A 17,293-nucleotide genomic window follows, 5' to 3' on the forward strand; every position below is an offset into this window, starting at 1 on the left:
GGTAGTTAGAGGACTACCCGCAAGCACTGGCCTGCGTGGTACAGCGAGAACCCGGACTCATAGAACGCGGTACGCAACGAAGGCGCTTTTACCGGCTTCATGGGCGAGAACGGGATCGGCAGGCTGTCCGGGTCGTCCTTGAGCAGGAATTCGGCGAAGGCCCGGCCGATCACCGTGCCGGTGGTGTTGCCGCGACCGTTGTAGCCGGTCACCGCCACCAGCCCAGGGGCCGGCTCGAACAGGCGCATCAAATGGTCGGGGGTGAAGTCGATGCAACCGGTCCAATGCATCTCCCATTCGACCTTGCCCAGCTCCGGGTAGTAATGGCTTTGGATGCGGTCGGCCCAACTGCGCACGAACCAGGTTGGCTTGTTGTCGACCCGCCCCAGGCTGCCCAGCAACAGGCGGCCCTGGTCGTCGCGACGGATGCTGCTGAGTACGGTGCGGGTATCCCAGGAGCCCTGGCCGTGAGGCAGGACCTTGTCCGCCGCAGCGCCTTGCAAGGGCTTGGACGCGACCTGGTAGTAGTAGCCGCGGAAGAAGTGCTTCTGCAGGTTGCTCCACTCGCCTTCGGTGTATGCGCCGGTGGAAATCACCACCTTGTCGGCACGCACCGAGCCGCGGGCGGTGTTCACCCGCCAGTCATCACCGTCACGCTCCAGGCCCTGGACGGAGGACTGTTGGAACAATCGGCCGCCCAAGCGCACCACGGCGGCGGCCAGGCCTTGGGTGTACCCCATGGGGTTGATGGTGCCGGCGCGGCGGTCGAGCAGCGCGGCGGAAATTTTGTCGGTGCCGCAATATTCCTGGCAACGCGCGCCGGTCAACAGCTCGACGTCGGCGCCGCGCCGGCTCCACTGGGCATGGCGGGCCTCCAGGTCAGCGATGCCGGTGGCGTTGTGCGCCATGTGCAGGGTGCCCTTGTGCTGGGCCTGGCAGTCGATGCCCAGGCGCTCGATCATGGCGAACACCTCCGCCGGGGCCTCGCCGAGCACCTTGTTCAGGCGGCTGCCCTGTTGCAGGCCGAGGGTCGCCTCGACGTCGTCGGGGCGGATCCAGGTGCCGGCGTTGACCAGGCCGACGTTGCGCCCGGAGCCACCGTGGCCGATCTTCCAGGCCTCGAGCAGGATCACCGACTTGCCTTGCTCGAGCAGGTGGATCGCCGCCGACAGGCCCGTGATGCCACCGCCGATCACGCAGACATCGGCCTTGTGCTCACCGGCCAGGGCCTGGGTGGCGACGGTTGGTTTGGTGGCGAACTCCCACAGACATTCTTGACGCAGTTCGGACATGGCCCGGCTCCAGCAATGTTGTTCTTGTTGGGGCCGCGTTGCGACCCATCACGGCACAAGCCCGCTCCTACGTGGATCGCGCCGCCAATGGCCCGCAGCGCAATCCCTGTAGAAGCGGCCTTGTGCCGCGAACCGGGGGCAAAGCCCCCGCCTGCGATCGTCAGTCGAACACGATCCCCTGCGCCAGCGGCAGCTCGCGCGAGTAGTTCACGGTGTTGGTCTGGCGACGCATATAACCCTTCCAGGCATCGGAGCCGGACTCACGGCCACCGCCGGTTTCCTTCTCGCCGCCGAACGCACCGCCGATCTCCGCACCGCTGGTGCCGATGTTGACGTTGGCGATGCCGCAGTCGCTGCCCGAGGCGCTCTGGAAGCGTTCGGCCTCGCGAATGTCGGTGGTGAAAATGCACGAGGACAGGCCTTGCGGCACTTCGTTGTTCAGGCGCAGGGCCTCTTCGAAGTCGTCATAGGCCAGCACGTAGAGGATCGGGGCGAAGGTCTCGTGGCGCACCACGTCGCTCTGGCCCGGCATCTCGGCGATGGCCGGCGAAACGTAGTAGGCGTTCGGGTATTCGCTGGCCAGCTGGCGCTCGCCGCCGAACACCTGGCCGCCTTCGTCACGGGCCTTGGCCAGTGCGCCTTGCATGGCATCGAAGGACTGCTTGTCGATCAGCGGGCCGACCAGGTTGTCCTTGCGTGGGTCACCGATGCGAACCTTGCCGTACGCGGCTTTGACGCGAGCGACCACTTCGTCCTTGATGGAGCGGTGCACGATCAGGCGGCGCAGGGTGGTGCAGCGCTGGCCGGCGGTACCGACTGCCGAGAACAGGATGCCGCGCACGGCCAGGTCCAGGTCGGCGCTCGGGGCCAGGATCATGGCGTTGTTGCCACCCAGCTCGAGGATGCTGCGCCCGAAGCGGGCCGCGACGCGCGGGCCGACTTCACGACCCATGCGGGTGCTGCCTGTGGCGCTCACCAGCGGTACGCGCGGGTCGTCCACCAGGGCTTCGCCGGCTTCACGGCCGCCGATCACCAGCTGGCTCAGGCCTTGCGGTGCATCGCCGAAGGCGTTCAGGGCTTTTTCGAACAGTGCCTGGCAAGCCAGGGCGGTCAGCGGCGTCTTCTCGGACGGCTTCCATACCACGGCGTTGCCGCACACCAGCGCCAGCGCGGTGTTCCAGGCCCAAACGGCAACCGGGAAGTTGAAGGCGCTGATGACGCCCACCACACCCAGCGGGTGCCAGGATTCACGCATGTGGTGGCCCGGGCGCTCGGAGGCGATAGTCAGGCCGTACAGTTGGCGCGACAGGCCAACGGCGAAGTCGCAGATGTCGATCATTTCCTGGACTTCGCCCAGGCCTTCCTGGGTGATCTTGCCGGCCTCGATGGACACCAGCTCACCCAGCTCAGCTTTGTGCGCTCGCAGCACTTCGCCAAACAGGCGCACCAGCTCGCCGCGACGCGGGGCTGGCACGTTGCGCCAGGCCTCGAAGGCTTTTTGCGCCTGGTCGATGCGTGCGGTGGTCTCGGCCTTGCCGAGCAGCTTCACCGAGGCGATCTGGCTGCCATCGATCGGCGTGTGAACAGGGTAGTCACCCTGGGTATAAGCCTCGGCGGCAACGCCGAGGCGCTCGAGCAATCCAGCGACCATGTGCTTCTCCTACAGAAGGTGGAGGTTGAAAACCTGATGTGGATCAGTATTAATCCGATGACACTGGCGCAACAAACGACCTTTATTCCGCATATCATTCCGTCAGGTAATGACCAAACCGCCGTAGAGACCGCTATGTCCAAACGCCTGGTGCCATCGATGACTGCCCTGCAGTGCTTCGAGGCCGCTGCCCGTCACCTGAGCTTCACCCGTGCCGCCGAGGAACTGCACCTGACCCAGAGCGCAGTCAGCAAGCAGGTCGCGCAGCTCGAGGAAATGCTCCGCCACCACCTGTTCCTGCGCATTCGCCGGCGCCTGCAACTGACGCCCGCGGGCTCGCTGTACTTGGCCGAGGTCAACAAGATCCTCACCCAGGTGGACATGTCCAGCCGCTACGTCCTGACCTACGGCGAGCAGACCGAAGTCTTGAAGGTAGCCACCCAGCCGAGTTTCGGCGTGCGTTGGTTGATCCCGCACTTGAAGGGGTTCGGCAAGCGCCACCCTAACATCCACCTCGACATCCGCAATGAGATGGAGCCGTTCGCCCTGCTCCAGGGCTCGGCCGATGCGGTGTTCTTCTATGGCCAGGGAACCTGGCCGGGCGCCACCTGCGTGGAACTGTTCGGCGAGGAGGTGGTACCGGTATGCGCACCTGAGCTATTGCAAGGACGGGCCTTGCACGATGCTGGCGAAGTGGCCGAGCTGGTGCTGCTGCAAAGCACCTCGCGGCCAGAGGCCTGGCATGAATGGTTTCTGGAGCAGCGCCTGCACACCGACAACAGCTACCACGGGCCGCGCTTCGATACGTTCTACATGGCGCTGAGCGCAGCCCAGGCCGGTTGTGGCGTGGCCCTGGTGCCGCGCTACCTGGTGACCCGAGAATTGGCCGAGGGCAGCCTGGTGGTGGCCTGGGACCATGCGATGAAAAGCCCAGGTGCCCATTACCTGGCCTTTGCCGAGCATGCGGCGGAAGTGCCGAAGGTGCGGGCATTGGTGGAGTGGGTTCGGGAGCAATTGCAGGGCTGACTGTTATCGAGCCCGCTTTGCGGGCCGTCGCGGGGCAAGCCCGCGCCTACAGGCATGGCGCAACACTCGCGATCATCAATCGCAAAAGGAATGACACCTGCACTTTTTTTCGCTTGTGAGGAAAGTGCATTCCCCGCTTTCATGTACGGGTATCCACTCACCTCCAGGAAGCTAGCGATGCCCGCCCATGATTTCGTCAGCCCCGACAGCATCCGCGCGCAGTTCTCTGCCGCCATGTCGCTCATGTACAAACAGGAAGTGCCCCTGTATGGCACGCTGCTGGAGCTGGTGAGCGAAATCAACCAGCAGGTGATGACCCAGCAGCCCACGGTCGCCGAGGCCCTGCGCTGGACCGGCGAGATCGAGCGCCTCGACCAGGAGCGCCATGGCGCCATTCGCGTCGGTACCGCCGAGGAGCTGGCGACCATCGCCCGGCTGTTCGCGGTGATGGGCATGGAGCCAGTGGGTTATTACGACCTGAGCTCGGCCGGCGTACCGGTGCACTCCACCGCCTTCCGAGCCGTGCATGAGCAGTCGCTGCACATCAGCCCGTTCCGGGTGTTCACCTCCCTGCTGCGCCTGGAGCTTATCGACAACCCGCAACTGCGCGAGTTGGCCCAGGGCATCCTGGCCAAGCGCAAGATCTTCACCCCGCGCGCCTTGGAATTGATCGCCCAATGCGAGCGCGACGGTGGCCTGGGCGCTGCCGACGCCGAAGCCTTCGTCCAGGAAGCGCTGCACACCTTCCGCTGGCACCAGGACGCCACGGTGACCGCCGAGCAATACCAGCAGTTGCACGACCAGCATCGCCTGATCGCCGATGTGGTGGCCTTCAAAGGCCCACACATCAACCACTTGACCCCACGCACCCTGGACATCGACGCCATCCAGCTGGGCATGCCGGCCAAAGGCATCCCGCCCAAAGCAGTGGTCGAAGGCCCGCCCACCCGCCGCCATCCGATCCTGCTGCGCCAGACCAGCTTCAAGGCCCTGCAGGAAAAGGTCGCCTTCAGCGATGCGCAAGGCAGCCATACCGCGCGCTTCGGCGAGATCGAACAGCGTGGCGCGGCGTTGACACCCAAGGGCCGTCAGCTCTACGACCGCCTGCTCGATGCCACCCGCGCCGCCCTGGACGGCGTACCGGCCGAGGCCAATGCCGAGCGCTACCGAGCGCTGCTGGCCGAGCACTTCGCCGCGTTTCCGGATGACTTGGCGCAGATGCGCGAGCAAGGGCTTGCGTACTTCCGTTACTTCGCGACCGAGAAGGGCCTGGCGGCACGCGATCAGCAGGGGCGCCCAACCACCTTGCAGGGCTTGATCGATGCCGGCCATGTGCATTTCGAAGCGTTGGTGTACGAGGACTTCCTGCCCGTGAGCGCGGCGGGGATCTTCCAGTCCAACCTGGGCGACGAGGCACAGGCCGACTATGGCAGCAATGCCAACCGCGAGGCCTTCGAGGCGGCACTGCAGATGAAGGTGCAGGATGAACTGGCCTTGTATGCTCAGAGCGAGCAGCGGTCGCTGCAGGCCTGTGCACAGGCGCTGAACCTGGGCGCGTTGTAACGCTTCAGATCGCTATCGCGGGACAAGCCCGCTCCCACAGGCTCACCACTGTTCACGAGAACTGTGCGCTTGCTGTGGGAGCGGGCTTGTCCCGCGATTGGCCCTCGAGGATCCTGACATCCGGCAGGTTCATCGCCGCAGCCTCTTCCTGCAGGAATGCGCTCAACCGGCGCAACCGCTCTCCCCCAGGCCGCGTCCTTGGCCATACCAGGTAGTAGTCCATGCCACTGGGCACCGCCGTCGGCCAGGGCAGGCTCAACCGCCCCTGGGCGACATCCTCGGCGACCATCAGCAAGTCCCCCATGGAAATGCCATAGCCACGCGCCGCCGCGATCATGCCCAGCTCCAGGGTATCGAACACCTGCCCGCCCTTGAGCGAAACCTTGTCGGTAAGCCCCATGCGGGTTAGCCAGGCGCGCCAATCGCGTTTATCAGGTGTTGGGTGCAACAGCTCGATACCCGCTAACCGCCGTTCGTCCCAGGGCCCGTCCTTGAGCAGGTCGGGCGCGCCCACCGGGATCAACAGCTCCGAGAACAGCCGCCGCACTTCCCAGTCGGACGGGAACGCCCCGTCGCTGAGCAACACCGCACAATCGAAGGGCTCCTGGTTGAAGTCCACATGGTCCACATCCATCCAGGCACTGGTCAGCTGCACTTCGTTGCCCGGTTGCTGGTGGCGGAACTGGCTCAGGCGCGACAACAACCAACGCATGGTCAGGGTCGAAGGGGCCTTCATGCGCAGCATGTCGTCCTCGCCTCGCAAGGTATCGCAGGCCCGTTCCAGCGCGCTGAAGCCGTCGCGCACGCCAGGCAGCAACATCCGCGCCGCCTCGGTGAGCTGCAGGCTGCGCCCATTGCGCACGAACAGGCGGCAGGCGAAGTGCTCTTCCAGGGTGCGGATGTGCCGGCTGACTGCGCTCTGGGTGATGGAGAGTTCCTCGCCAGCCCGGGTGAACGAGCTCAGCCGGGCAGCGGCTTCGAATGCGCGCAACGCATACAGCGGGGGAAGCTGACGGGACATTTCGCACCTACCCTGCGGGAACACCAATGGTATGCAACGGATCATACATACATGAGTTCAACTCATGCCAACGATCGCTTTTATCCTTTTGTGCAAAGTTGACCGAAGCCTCAGAATCGACGCTTCGCTCAACAGCTCCCGGAAAAAGGACACCTCCATGCACGTCGCGCCCACTACCGAACTCAAGGCTCTGCTGCGCCTGGCCGGCCCGCTGATCGCCTCGCAGTTGGCGCACATGCTGATGGTGCTGACCGACACCCTGATGATGGCCCGCATCAGCCCCCAGGCCCTGGCCGGTGGCGGCCTGGGCGCGGCCAGCTATTCGTTCGTGTCGATTTTCTGCCTGGGCGTGATCGCTGCGGTCGGCACGCTGGTCGCCATTCGCCAGGGCGCAGGCGACGTGCCTGGCGCGACCCGGCTGGCGCAGAACGGGTTGTGGCTGGCCTGGGGCCTGGCCCTGGGGGCTGGGCTGGTGCTGTGGAACCTGGAACCGGCCCTGCTGCTGTTCGGCCAGAAACCCGAAAACGTCGCCTCGGCCATGGAATTCCTCACCCTGCTGCCACTGGCACTGCCCGGCTACCTGACGTTCATGGCCTTGCGCGGCTTCACCAGCGCCCTGGGCCGTTCGACGCCGGTGATGGTCATCAGCCTGGTGGGCACGGTGCTCAACTACCTGTTCAACCACGCCTTGATCGAAGGCATGTTCGGCTTGCCCAAGCTGGGGCTGATGGGCATCGGCCTGGTCACCGCCGTGGTATCCATGGGCATGGCCATCGCCTTGGCGCTGTACATCCGCTGGCACAAGGCCTATACCGACTACCCGCTGCGCAAGGGCCTGTCGCGGCCGTCGCTGCCGGCACTGCGCGAGCTGTGGCGCCTGGGCCTGCCGATCGGCGGCACCTACATGGTGGAAGTCGGCCTGTTCGCCTTCGCCGCTCTGTGCATGGGGGTGCTGGGCAGCACGGAGCTGGCGGCGCACCAGATCGCCCTGCAGATCGTCTCTACTGCATTCATGGTGCCGACGGGGCTTTCCTATGCCGTGACCATGCGCGTGGGCTTGTATTACGGCGCCGGCAACCTGTTGGCCGCGCGCAGCGCCGGGCGGGTGGGGATCGGCTTCGGGGCGATGATCATGTTCGCCTTCGCGGCGCTGTTCTGGCTGCTGCCTGAGGCGCTGGTAGCGTTGTTCATCGACCGGAACGACCCAGCCTTCGCGGCGATCTTCCAGCTGGCCGTCAGCCTGTTGATGGTGGCGGCCTGGTTCGAGCTGTTCGACGGCATGCAGACCATCGCCATGGGCTCGATCCGTGGCCTGAAGGACGCCAAGACCACCTTCCTCATCGGCCTGTGCTGCTACTGGCTGGTGGGCGCGCCCAGCGCCTGGCTGTTCACTTTCACCCTCGGCGGTGGTGCGGTGGGCGTGTGGTGGGGCCTGGCATTGGGCCTGGCCTGTGCGGCGGTGGCGCTGACCATTGGCTTCGAGTGGCGGACCAAGCGGATGCTGGGCAAGGCGAGCAAGGCCGACAGGGTGGTAGTGTCGGTTTGACTGCCGGGGCCGCGGTACGGCCCTTTCGCGGCACAAGGCCGCTCCTACATGGATCACCGCCGGTCCTGGTGGCCGGCGGCGCAGCCCTCCCCTTATACGCTCACGAGCTGCGGCTTGGCCGCTTGTTGCAGGTATTCCGTCAACTCGCCCACCGGCAACGGCTTGCTGACCAGATAACCCTGTACCTGGTCGCAGCCGAACCCGCGCAGCAATGCCATCTGCTCCTCGGTCTCGACCCCTTCGGCCACCACCTCCAGGTTGAGGTTGTGCGCCAGGTTGATCATGGCGTGCACCAGCTTGCGGTTTTCCTCGCGCAGCTCCATGCCGCCGACGAAGCTGCGATCGACCTTGAGCAAGGTGATCGGCAGGCTGTTCAGGTGCACGAACGATGAAAAGCCCGTGCCGAAGTCATCCAGCGAGAACCGCACCCCCAGGCGCCCGAGGGCGTCCATGGTCTGCTGCACCAGCTCGTTGCGGCGCATCACCGCGGTCTCGGTGAGTTCGAATTCCAGCCAACGGGCATCGACCCCATGCTCGATGATCAGGCGGCTCAAGGTGGCCAGCAGCTGGCTGTCCTGGAACTGCCGGAAACTCAGGTTCACCGCCATGTGCAACGGTGCCAGGCCGCTTTCGCCCAGGGCCTGCATATCGCGCAGGGCGCGGGAGATCACCCAGTAGCCCAAGGGCACGATCAGGCCGCTCTGCTCGGCCAGGGGCACGAATTCGCTCGGAGGCAACAGCCCGCGCTCGGCGTGGCGCCAGCGCACCAGGGCCTCGAGCCCGACGATCCGCCCGTCGGCAAGGCTCAGCCGCGGCTGGTAATGCAACTCCAGCTCATCGCGGCGCAGCGCCCGGCGCAGCTCGCCTTCGAGGTCGGCGAGGCTGCGGGCGTTGTGGTTGATCCGTTCATTGAACACATGGAAGGTGCAGCCTTGGCTGCCCTTGGCCTGGCGCATGGCGATGTGGGCATGCCACATCAGCGGGTCGGCGCCGGCCTGGGCGCGGGCATGGGCCAGGCCCAGGCTGCAGCCGAGCAGCAGGCTTTCGCCGTCGATCCAGTAGGGCTCGGCCAACGCCTCGACGATGCGTTCGGCCACCCATTCGGCGCGGTTGGCATCGCGCCGGGTGTCGATCAGCAGGGCGAACTCGTCGCTGCCCAGGCGGGCCAGCTGGTCACCGGCTTCCAACTGCTGCTTCAGGCGCGCCACCACCTGCAAGATCAGCCGGTCGCCGCCCTGGTGGCCAAGGGCGTCGTTGACGTGACGGAAGTTGTCCAGGTCCAGATGGCCAAGGGCTACGCCACGGCCGTCGTTCTGCGCCAGGCGCGCGGTCAGCAGGGCCTGGAAGCCCTGGCGGTTGGCGATGCCGGTCAATGGGTCCTGCTCGGCCAGGCGCTGCAGCGTAGCCACCAACACACCACGCTCGCGGACATGTCGCAGGGAGCGACGCAGGGCATCGCTGCTCAGCTGCTCGCGCACCAGCCAGTCGCTGACCGCCGCCGGCGGCGTTTCGGGCTCGTCGTCGAGCAGCAGGATGGTCGGCAGCTCGCAGCAGCCCGGTGCGGGCTGCAGGGCCGGCGTCGCCAGCACCACTGCCTGGTGGTCATGGGTGAACAGGCTGTCGACCGACTCCCAGTTCGGTGCGGTCAGCAATACCGCGCTGCCCGCCAACGGCTGCACGCACTCGCGCAGCAGGGCGGCCCATTCCGGCTCATCGGCCAACAGCAGCAAACGCAACGGTTCGACAGGCGTGGACAAGCGGGCTCCTTAGGCTTGAACGGTAGAATGGCGAGCGCAGACATCCCACCCCGTGGGCAGAAATGATTTTTACTCCAGGTGCCATTCCCTGGCCAGCACCCCGACACAATTTGTCGTGCATCCTGCGCGAAACCGACGAAAGCGGCAAATCTGATTCATGCCCTGCGTCACACTGTCAGACGGTCGCGCCACAACCGCCCCATGCCTGCTAGAATGCGCGGCTATTTTCTGGTGACCCCCGGTTTCTAGCATGTCCCGACTCAATCCCCGGCAACAAGAAGCCTGTGACTACGTCGGCGGCCCTCTATTGGTGCTCGCCGGTGCAGGCTCCGGCAAGACCAGCGTGATCACACGCAAGATCGCCCACCTCATCCAGAACTGCGGCATCCGTGCCCAGTACATCGTGGCCATGACCTTCACCAACAAGGCGGCGCGCGAGATGAAGGAGCGGGTCGGCACCCTGCTGCGCCCCGGCGAAGGCCGCGGCCTGACCGTGTGCACCTTCCACAATCTGGGCTTGAACATCATCCGCAAGGAGCATGAGCGCCTGGGCTACAAGCCTGGCTTCTCGATCTTCGACGAGACCGACATCAAGGCATTGCTGTCGGACATCATGCAGAAGGAATACTCCGGCGACGACGGCATCGACGAGATCAAGAACATGATCGGTGCCTGGAAGAACGACCTGATCCTGCCGGCCGAGGCCCTGGAAAAGGCGCGCAACCCGCGCGAGCAGACCGCCGCCATCGTCTACACCCACTACCAGCGTACGCTCAAGGCGTTCAACGCGGTGGACTTCGACGACCTCATCCTGCTGCCGGTGAAGCTGTTCGAGGAGCACAAGGACGTTCTGGAGCGCTGGCAGAACCGCGTGCGCTACCTGCTGGTGGACGAATACCAGGACACCAACGCCAGCCAGTACCTCTTGGTGAAGATGCTGATCGGCATGCGCAACCAGTTCACCGTGGTGGGCGACGACGACCAGTCGATCTATGCCTGGCGCGGCGCTCGCCCGGAAAACCTCATGCTGCTCAAGGAGGACTACCCCTCCCTGAAGGTGGTGATGCTGGAGCAGAACTACCGCTCCACCAGCCGCATCCTGCGCTGCGCCAACGTGCTGATCGCCAACAACCCCCACGCCTTCGAAAAGCAGCTGTGGAGCGAGATGGGCGTCGGTGACGAGATCCGTGTCATCCGCTGCAAGAACGAGGAAGCCGAGGCCGAGCGCGTGGCCATGGAAATCCTCACCCTGCACCTGCGCACCAACCGCCCCTATAGCGACTTCGCCATCCTCTACCGGGGCAACTACCAGGCCAAGCTGATCGAGCTCAAGCTCCAGCACCACCAGGTGCCCTACCGCCTTTCCGGCGGCAACAGCTTCTTCGGTCGCCAGGAGGTCAAGGACCTCATGGCCTACCTGCGCCTGCTGGTCAACCCGGACGACGACAACGCCTACCTGCGGGTGATCAACGTGCCACGCCGGGAGATCGGCTCCACGACCCTGGAAAAGCTCGGCAACTATGCCACCGAACGTGGCGTGTCGATGTACGCCGCCAGCGAGGAGCTGGGCCTGGGCGAACACCTCGATGCCCGCTATACCGAGCGTCTGCAGCGCTTCAAGCACTGGCTCGACGGGGTGCGCCAGCGCGTGGCCCTGGAGGACCCGATCGCCGCTCTGCACGACATGGTCCGCGATATCGACTACGAAAACTGGATCCGCCAGAACACCGCCAGCGACAAGGCGGCAGAGTTTCGCATCAGCAACGTCTGGTTCCTGATCGATGCCCTGAAGAACACCCTCGAGAAGGACGAAGAGGGTGACATGACCATCGAGGATGCCATCGGCAAGCTGGTGCTGCGCGACATGCTCGAGCGCCAGCAGGAAGAGGAAGAAAACGCCGAAGGTGTGCAGATGATGACCTTGCATGCCTCCAAGGGCCTGGAATTCCCTTACGTGTTCATCATGGGCATGGAGGAGGAAATCCTCCCGCACCGCTCCAGCATCGAGGCCGACACCATCGAGGAAGAGCGGCGCCTGGCCTACGTGGGCATCACCCGCGCGCGCCAGACCCTGGCTTTCACCTTCGCCGCCAAGCGCAAGCAATACGGCGAGATCATCGACTGCACGCCCAGCCGGTTCCTCGACGAACTGCCGCCGGACGACCTGGCCTGGGAAGGCCTGGACGATGCGCCGGTCGAAGTGAAGGCCGCTCGCGGCAATAACGCACTGGCCGACATCCGGGCAATGCTCAGACGCTGACCAACCCTTACTCTCTAACCTTTGTCGCGGCCTTGGCTGCGGCCACCTTTGCTACATCGAGGAATACCACAGTGGAAGCACTGCAGCAGAAGATTCGCGAAGAAGGCATCGTGCTTTCCGACCAGGTTCTCAAAGTCGACGCGTTTCTCAACCATCAGATCGACCCGGCGCTGATGCAGCTGATCGGCGACGAGTTCGCCCGCCTGTTCGCCGATTCGGGCGTGACCAAGATCGTCACCATCGAAGCGTCGGGCATCGCCCCGGCGGTGATGACCGGCCTGAAGCTGGGCGTGCCGGTGATCTTCGCCCGCAAGCACCAGTCGCTGACCCTGACCGAGAACCTGCTGACCGCCTCGGTGTACTCGTTCACCAAGCAGACCGAGAACACCGTGGCCATCTCGCCGCGTCATCTCAACAGCAGCGACCGTGTGCTGGTGATCGACGACTTCCTGGCCAACGGCAAGGCCTCCCAGGCGCTGATCTCGATCATCAAGCAGGCCGGTGCCACCGTTGCGGGCCTGGGCATCGTGATCGAGAAGTCGTTCCAAGGCGGCCGTGCCGAGCTGGATCGCCAGGGCTATCGCGTCGAGTCCCTGGCGCGGGTGAAGTCGCTGGAAGGTGGCGTGGTCACGTTCATCGAGTGATGGCCCTCGGGGCCCAAGGCCGCTCCTACAGAAGATCGCGTTCCCTGTAGGAGCAGCCTTGGGCCGCGAAAGGGCTGCACAGCAGCCCCGGCCATTCATCCGGTTGCCGCCAACCCCGCCAGCAACAGCCGCTGGTACAACTCTTCCTTGAGCCCCTGCGGCTGCTCCAGCCCCATGCGTGCCAATTGCGCCGCGTAGGCCTCGGGCGCGGGCGCATCCAGCGCTGCCTTGCCCAGCTCCAGCACCTCGCTCAGCTTGAACTTGCTCTTGAGCCAATTCAGCGCCCGCAGCAAATCCCGTTCTTCGGCCGTGAAATCGCACCCCAGCGGATATTCCGGGAACAGCCGCCCATGCTGCTCGCGAATCGCCTCCAGGCGCTCGGGCGTGTTGTCGGTGAAGCGCGCATCCAGCTGGAAATCTTTCGGCAGCTTGCCCGCTGCCTTGGCCTGTTCCATCAACTGCGGTTGGAAGCGTGAGTCGCTGATCGCCAGCAACCTGGCGATCACCTCGCTGTCGGTCTGCCCGCGCACGTCGGCGATGCCGTACTCGGTCACCACGATATCGCGCAGGTGCCGGGGGATGGTGCAGTGACCGTAGGTCCAGAACAGGTTGGAGGTCACCTCGCCGCCCGCCTCGCGCCAGCTGCGCAGCAACAAGATCGAGCGCCCGCCGTCCAAGGCATGGCCCTGGGCGACGAAGTTGTATTGCCCGCCTACGCCGCTGAGCACCCGGCCGTCCTCGAGCTGGTCGGCCACGCCCGCCCCTAGCAAGGTCATGCCGAACACCGTGTTGACGAAACGGGCGTCTCGGCGCTGGCGGCGCTTGAGCGTTTCCTGACCATACAACTCGTTGATGAAGCCGATGCCGGTCATGGCGAAACGCCCGCGCTGCTCGAGGGACATCTCCCGCAAGCGCTGGTAGAACGCCTGCGGGCCCAGGAAGAACCCGCCGTGCACCAGTGCCCCGCGCTCATCGGCCGGGCGCCGGATCACCCCTGCCTCGACCAGCGCCAGCAGGCCATTGACGAACATTTCGCTGCAACCGTAGAGCCCCTCGGCGAAAGCGTCCTGGCCCCCTTCCCGGTCGATCAAGGCCTGCCAAGGGGCAACGTCCAGCGCCTGGAGCACCGCACGGTAACCGGCGTTGTCGCCCTGTCGGGCCAGTAGCGCCGCAGCGACGGCATCGCCCATGGCACCGATGCCGATCTGCAAGGTGCCGCCATCGCGCACCAAGGCACTGGCATACAAGCCGATACAGTGGTCCTGGGTCGATACCGGCATGTTCGGCGTAGAGAACAACCGGCGCTGCTCGGGCGCGTCGATCAACAGGTCGAAGTCATCCTCGCCGAGCTCGGCATCGCCAGGCATGTAGGGCAGCTCGGTGTGCGCCTGGCCGAGCAGCAGGATGGTTTCGCCCGCGGCGCGGCGCCGGGCCAGCATCGGCAACAGGTCGAGGGTGATGTCCGGGTTGCAGGCCAGGCTGAGCTGGCCGGGGCGCTCGGGCGAGGCGGCCACCAGTTGGGCGACCAAGTTCAGGCCCTTGGCGTTGATGTCGCGCGCCGCATGGCTGTAGTTGCTGCTGACGTAGTCCTGCTGCGCCGCTTGGCTGTGCAGCAGGCTGCCCGGCTGCAGGAAGAACTGCTCGATGCGGATGTTCGCAGGCAGGGTGTCATTGCGCAGGTCGGCGAGGTAGTCGAGCTCTTCGTAGTCGGCGAAGACCCGCTCCACGAACGGCTCGAGGAAGCGCCGCTGCAGGCCATCGCCCAGCGACGGGCGGCCGAGGCTGAGGGCGGTGTAGATCGTCAGCTGGCGCTCGGGGCATTCGCGTATCCGGGCGTAGAGCGCATTGACGAAGGCATTGGGCTTGCCCAGGCCCAGCGGCAGGCCCATGTGGATGTGGTTGGGCAGGCGGGCGAGGACCTGTTCTACCGCCTGGTCGATGGAAACGCATTGCGCCATCTGGGCCTCCTGTGAACATCCGTGCATGCAGAGATTAGACATGGGCTTTGGACAGGCTGCTGAACATGCCGGCCCAATCGCGGGACAAGCCCGCTCCCACAGGTTTCGCGCCGCTCTGGAGGGTAGCATTGAACTTGTGGGAGCGGGCTTGTCCCGCGATTGGACCAAAAACAAAGCCCGCCATGGAAGGCGGGCTTGCGGGTATCAGGCTGGGTTCAGAGCCCCGACATCTTCTTGATGGCGCCCTTGAGCTCTTCGTCCGAGCAGTCGGCGCAGGTGCCTTTCGGCGGCATGGCGTTGATACCGGTGATGGCCTTGGCCAGGATGCCGTCGAGGCCGCCCTGGTGGTCCGCACGTTCTTTCCAGGCTGCGGTGTCGCCGATCTTCGGTGCGCCGAGCAGGCCGCTGCCATGGCAGGCATTGCAGTGCTTGGCGATGATCTGGTCCGGCGTCTTGGCGCCGCCACCACCCGCAGTGGCAGCCACGGCCATGCCTTTGCATTCCTGGCCCTGGACACACACCTGGCCGACCGGCTCGAGGCGCTTGGCAAGGTCGTCGTTGGTCGCAGCGGTTGCGCTCATTGCCCAAAGGGCGAATACGGCTGCTGGTACGGCCAGCATCTTCTTGATTTGGTTCACGCGAACACCCTCATGGTGGCTAATCACGCCCGCGGCCACGGATCTGCGAGCGTTTGAAAGTATAGCGGGAACCCAGGGACCGTGAAACGACCCTACAAGGGAAAGGGATATTGCCGGAACAATGCACTGCGCTGGATCAAAAGTTCGACGGTGTCGCTGCGCTGATCAGCCGGGCAGGCTCGTCGAAGGGGTTGCGAAAACGGTGCGGCCGGGTGCTTTCGAAGTAGTAGCTGTCGCCCGCTTCGAGGACGAAGGTCTCGGTGCCGACCACCAGCTCCAGGCGCCCTTCGAGCAAAATGCCGGTTTCCTCACCGTCATGGGTGAGCATTTCTTCACCAGTGTCGGCGCCAGGCGGATACACCTCGTTGAGAAAGGCGATGGCCCGGTTGGGGTGCGACTTGCCCACCAGCTTCATGGTCACCGCACCGTCGGAGATGTCGATCAGCTCGTGAGCCTTGTAGACGATCTGCGTAGGGCTTTCGGGAGCGAGCTCGACGGAGAAGAACTCCACCATCGACATGGGAATGCCACTGAGCACCTTGCGCAGGGAGCTGATCGACGGGCTCACGCTGTTTTTCTCGATCATCGAGATGGTGCTGTTGGTAACGCCCGCGCGCTTGGCGAGTTCACGCTGGGACAGGCCCTTGAGCTTGCGGATGGCTTGCAGTCGTTCACCGACGTCCAAAGCTGGAGCCTCCTGAAACGGTCGAGATGGGAGCAAAGTGTGAACGATATGATGGCGATGCCGTTCAGTATTTACAACACTTTGCCCCGCAACCTGTCCGCTTCAGCCGCTTATTCGCCGATATAGTCCAGCGGCACGCGCTTGAGGTTGCAGAAGATCTGGTACGGGATCATGCCCGCCTGGGCTGCCACCTCGCTGGCCAGCACCTGCTTGCCCCACAACTCCACCGGGCTGCCGATGGTGGCTTCGGGCACGTCGGTCAGGTCGATGCAGAGCATGTCCATGGACACCCGCCCGATCAGCTGGCTGCGCTTGCCGGCGACCATCACCGGGGTACCGGTGGGCGCCTGACGTGGGTAGCCATCGGCATAGCCCATGGCGACCACGCCGACCCGGGTCGGGCGCGGGGTGATGAACTTGGCGCCATAACCCACCGGCTCGCCGGCCGGCAGCTCACGCACGCCAATAACACGCGATTGCAGGGTCATCACCGGTTGCAGGCGCTCGGCCTGGGGTTGGGAGACTTCGAAGGGCGTGGCGCCGTAGAGCATGATGCCCGGGCGTACCCAGTCGCTCGGCACTTGGGGCCAGCCCAGCACCGCCGGGGAATTGCGCAGGCTGCATTCGGCAGCCAGGCCCTGGCGGGCGGCTTCGAACACCGCCACCTGCTGGGAAGTGGCATCCACGTCCAGTTCATCGGCGCGGGCGAAGTGGCTCATCAGCACGATACGCGCCACCTTGCCGCTGGCCAGCAGGCGCTGGTAGGCCTCCTGGTAGTCCTTCGGGTGCAGGCCCACGCGGTGCATGCCGGTGTCCATCTTCAGCCAGACGGTCAATGGCTTGTGGACAGTCGTGTTCTCGATCGCTTCCAACTGCCACAGTGACTGCACCACGCACCACAGGTCGTGCTCGGCGATCAGCGCCAGCTCGCTGGCCTCGAAGAAGCCTTCGAGCAGCAGCACCGGCGCCTTGATCCCGGCGGCGCGCAGCTCGAGCGCTTCCTCGATGCAGGCCACCGCAAAGCCGTCGGCTTCGGTTTCCAGGGCCAGGGCACAGCGTACCGCGCCATGCCCGTAGGCATCGGCCTTGATCACGGCCAGGGCCTTGGCACCGGACAGTTCACGGGCCAGGCGATAGTTGTGGCGGAGGGCTTGGAGGTCGATGAGGGCACGGGCGGGACGCATGGCGGCAGCCTTATGGTGGTTCAGGTTGAAATCGGTGTTGCCCTATCGCCGGCAAGGCGGCGATAGGG

The 17,293-nt window shown here is 65.0% G+C and carries 13 protein-coding genes; 5 read left to right on the plus strand and 8 right to left on the minus strand.

The annotated features are described in order from the left end of the window. Positions 1 to 5 precede the first annotated feature (5 nt). Both IRZ56_RS09005 and IRZ56_RS09010 read right to left on the minus strand, forming a co-directional pair. A complete protein-coding gene (locus IRZ56_RS09005; protein ID WP_196144639.1) occupies positions 6 to 1,292 on the minus strand; it encodes an NAD(P)/FAD-dependent oxidoreductase in 1,287 nt (428 codons plus the stop codon). A 160-nt stretch (positions 1,293 to 1,452) separates the two neighbouring features. Then, positions 1,453 to 2,943 carry an aldehyde dehydrogenase family protein gene (locus IRZ56_RS09010; RefSeq protein WP_196144640.1) on the minus strand — a complete coding sequence of 497 codons (1,491 nt, stop codon included), beginning with the start codon at positions 2,941 to 2,943 and terminating at the stop codon, positions 1,453 to 1,455. Positions 2,944 to 3,078: 135 nt separating this feature from the next. Here IRZ56_RS09010 and IRZ56_RS09015 point away from each other — a divergent pair, with 135 nt between their 5' ends. Both IRZ56_RS09015 and IRZ56_RS09020 read left to right on the plus strand, forming a co-directional pair. After that, positions 3,079 to 3,969: a LysR family transcriptional regulator gene (locus tag IRZ56_RS09015; RefSeq protein ID WP_196144641.1), complete on the plus strand. Its 891-nt coding sequence runs from the start codon at positions 3,079 to 3,081 to the stop codon at positions 3,967 to 3,969. Positions 3,970 to 4,146: 177 nt separating this feature from the next. Further along, the gene (locus IRZ56_RS09020) at positions 4,147 to 5,532 is read left to right on the plus strand and encodes a VOC family protein (RefSeq protein ID WP_196144642.1); all 1,386 of its coding nucleotides are present in this window, start codon (positions 4,147 to 4,149) and stop codon (positions 5,530 to 5,532) included. A gap of 52 nt (positions 5,533 to 5,584) precedes the next feature. Here the strand turns inward: IRZ56_RS09020 and IRZ56_RS09025 are convergent, their stop codons facing one another. Then, positions 5,585 to 6,553 (minus strand): LysR substrate-binding domain-containing protein, encoded by a 969-nt coding sequence (locus tag IRZ56_RS09025; protein ID WP_196144643.1) that lies wholly within the window; start codon positions 6,551 to 6,553, stop codon positions 5,585 to 5,587. Positions 6,554 to 6,710: 157 nt separating this feature from the next. Here IRZ56_RS09025 and IRZ56_RS09030 point away from each other — a divergent pair, with 157 nt between their 5' ends. Then, the gene (locus tag IRZ56_RS09030; RefSeq protein ID WP_196144644.1) at positions 6,711 to 8,099 is read left to right on the plus strand and encodes a NorM family multidrug efflux MATE transporter; all 1,389 of its coding nucleotides are present in this window, start codon (positions 6,711 to 6,713) and stop codon (positions 8,097 to 8,099) included. Between the two features lie 92 nt (positions 8,100 to 8,191). On the opposite strand, the gene IRZ56_RS09035 is transcribed toward IRZ56_RS09030, so the two are convergent. Next, positions 8,192 to 9,856: a putative bifunctional diguanylate cyclase/phosphodiesterase gene (locus IRZ56_RS09035; RefSeq protein WP_196144645.1), complete on the minus strand. Its 1,665-nt coding sequence runs from the start codon at positions 9,854 to 9,856 to the stop codon at positions 8,192 to 8,194. A gap of 250 nt (positions 9,857 to 10,106) precedes the next feature. Between IRZ56_RS09035 and rep the strand changes: the two genes are divergently transcribed. Together rep and xpt are read left to right on the plus strand one after the other, a co-directional pair. Beyond that, positions 10,107 to 12,116, plus strand: coding sequence for a DNA helicase Rep (gene rep, locus IRZ56_RS09040; protein ID WP_070572124.1), 2,010 nt, complete (start codon positions 10,107 to 10,109; stop codon positions 12,114 to 12,116). A gap of 71 nt (positions 12,117 to 12,187) precedes the next feature. Continuing rightward, the gene (xpt, locus tag IRZ56_RS09045) at positions 12,188 to 12,760 is read left to right on the plus strand and encodes a xanthine phosphoribosyltransferase (RefSeq protein WP_084855360.1); all 573 of its coding nucleotides are present in this window, start codon (positions 12,188 to 12,190) and stop codon (positions 12,758 to 12,760) included. 95 nt (positions 12,761 to 12,855) lie between these two features. Here the strand turns inward: xpt and IRZ56_RS09050 are convergent, their stop codons facing one another. The 4 genes from IRZ56_RS09050 to alr form a co-directional block, all read right to left on the minus strand. Next, positions 12,856 to 14,718: an acetyl-CoA hydrolase/transferase family protein gene (locus IRZ56_RS09050; RefSeq protein WP_196144646.1), complete on the minus strand. Its 1,863-nt coding sequence runs from the start codon at positions 14,716 to 14,718 to the stop codon at positions 12,856 to 12,858. Positions 14,719 to 14,933: 215 nt separating this feature from the next. Then, positions 14,934 to 15,338 (minus strand): c-type cytochrome, encoded by a 405-nt coding sequence (locus IRZ56_RS09055; RefSeq protein ID WP_196144726.1) that lies wholly within the window; start codon positions 15,336 to 15,338, stop codon positions 14,934 to 14,936. Between the two features lie 154 nt (positions 15,339 to 15,492). Beyond that, complete coding sequence (locus IRZ56_RS09060) at positions 15,493 to 16,041, minus strand: cupin domain-containing protein (protein WP_084855358.1); 549 nt, start codon at positions 16,039 to 16,041, stop codon at positions 15,493 to 15,495. A 110-nt stretch (positions 16,042 to 16,151) separates the two neighbouring features. Further along, positions 16,152 to 17,225 carry an alanine racemase gene (gene alr, locus IRZ56_RS09065; protein WP_196144647.1) on the minus strand — a complete coding sequence of 358 codons (1,074 nt, stop codon included), beginning with the start codon at positions 17,223 to 17,225 and terminating at the stop codon, positions 16,152 to 16,154. Between the last annotated feature and the right edge of the window lie 68 nt (positions 17,226 to 17,293).

The organism is Pseudomonas guariconensis, assembly GCF_015680235.1.
GTDB lineage: Bacteria > Pseudomonadota > Gammaproteobacteria > Pseudomonadales > Pseudomonadaceae > Aquipseudomonas > Aquipseudomonas guariconensis_A.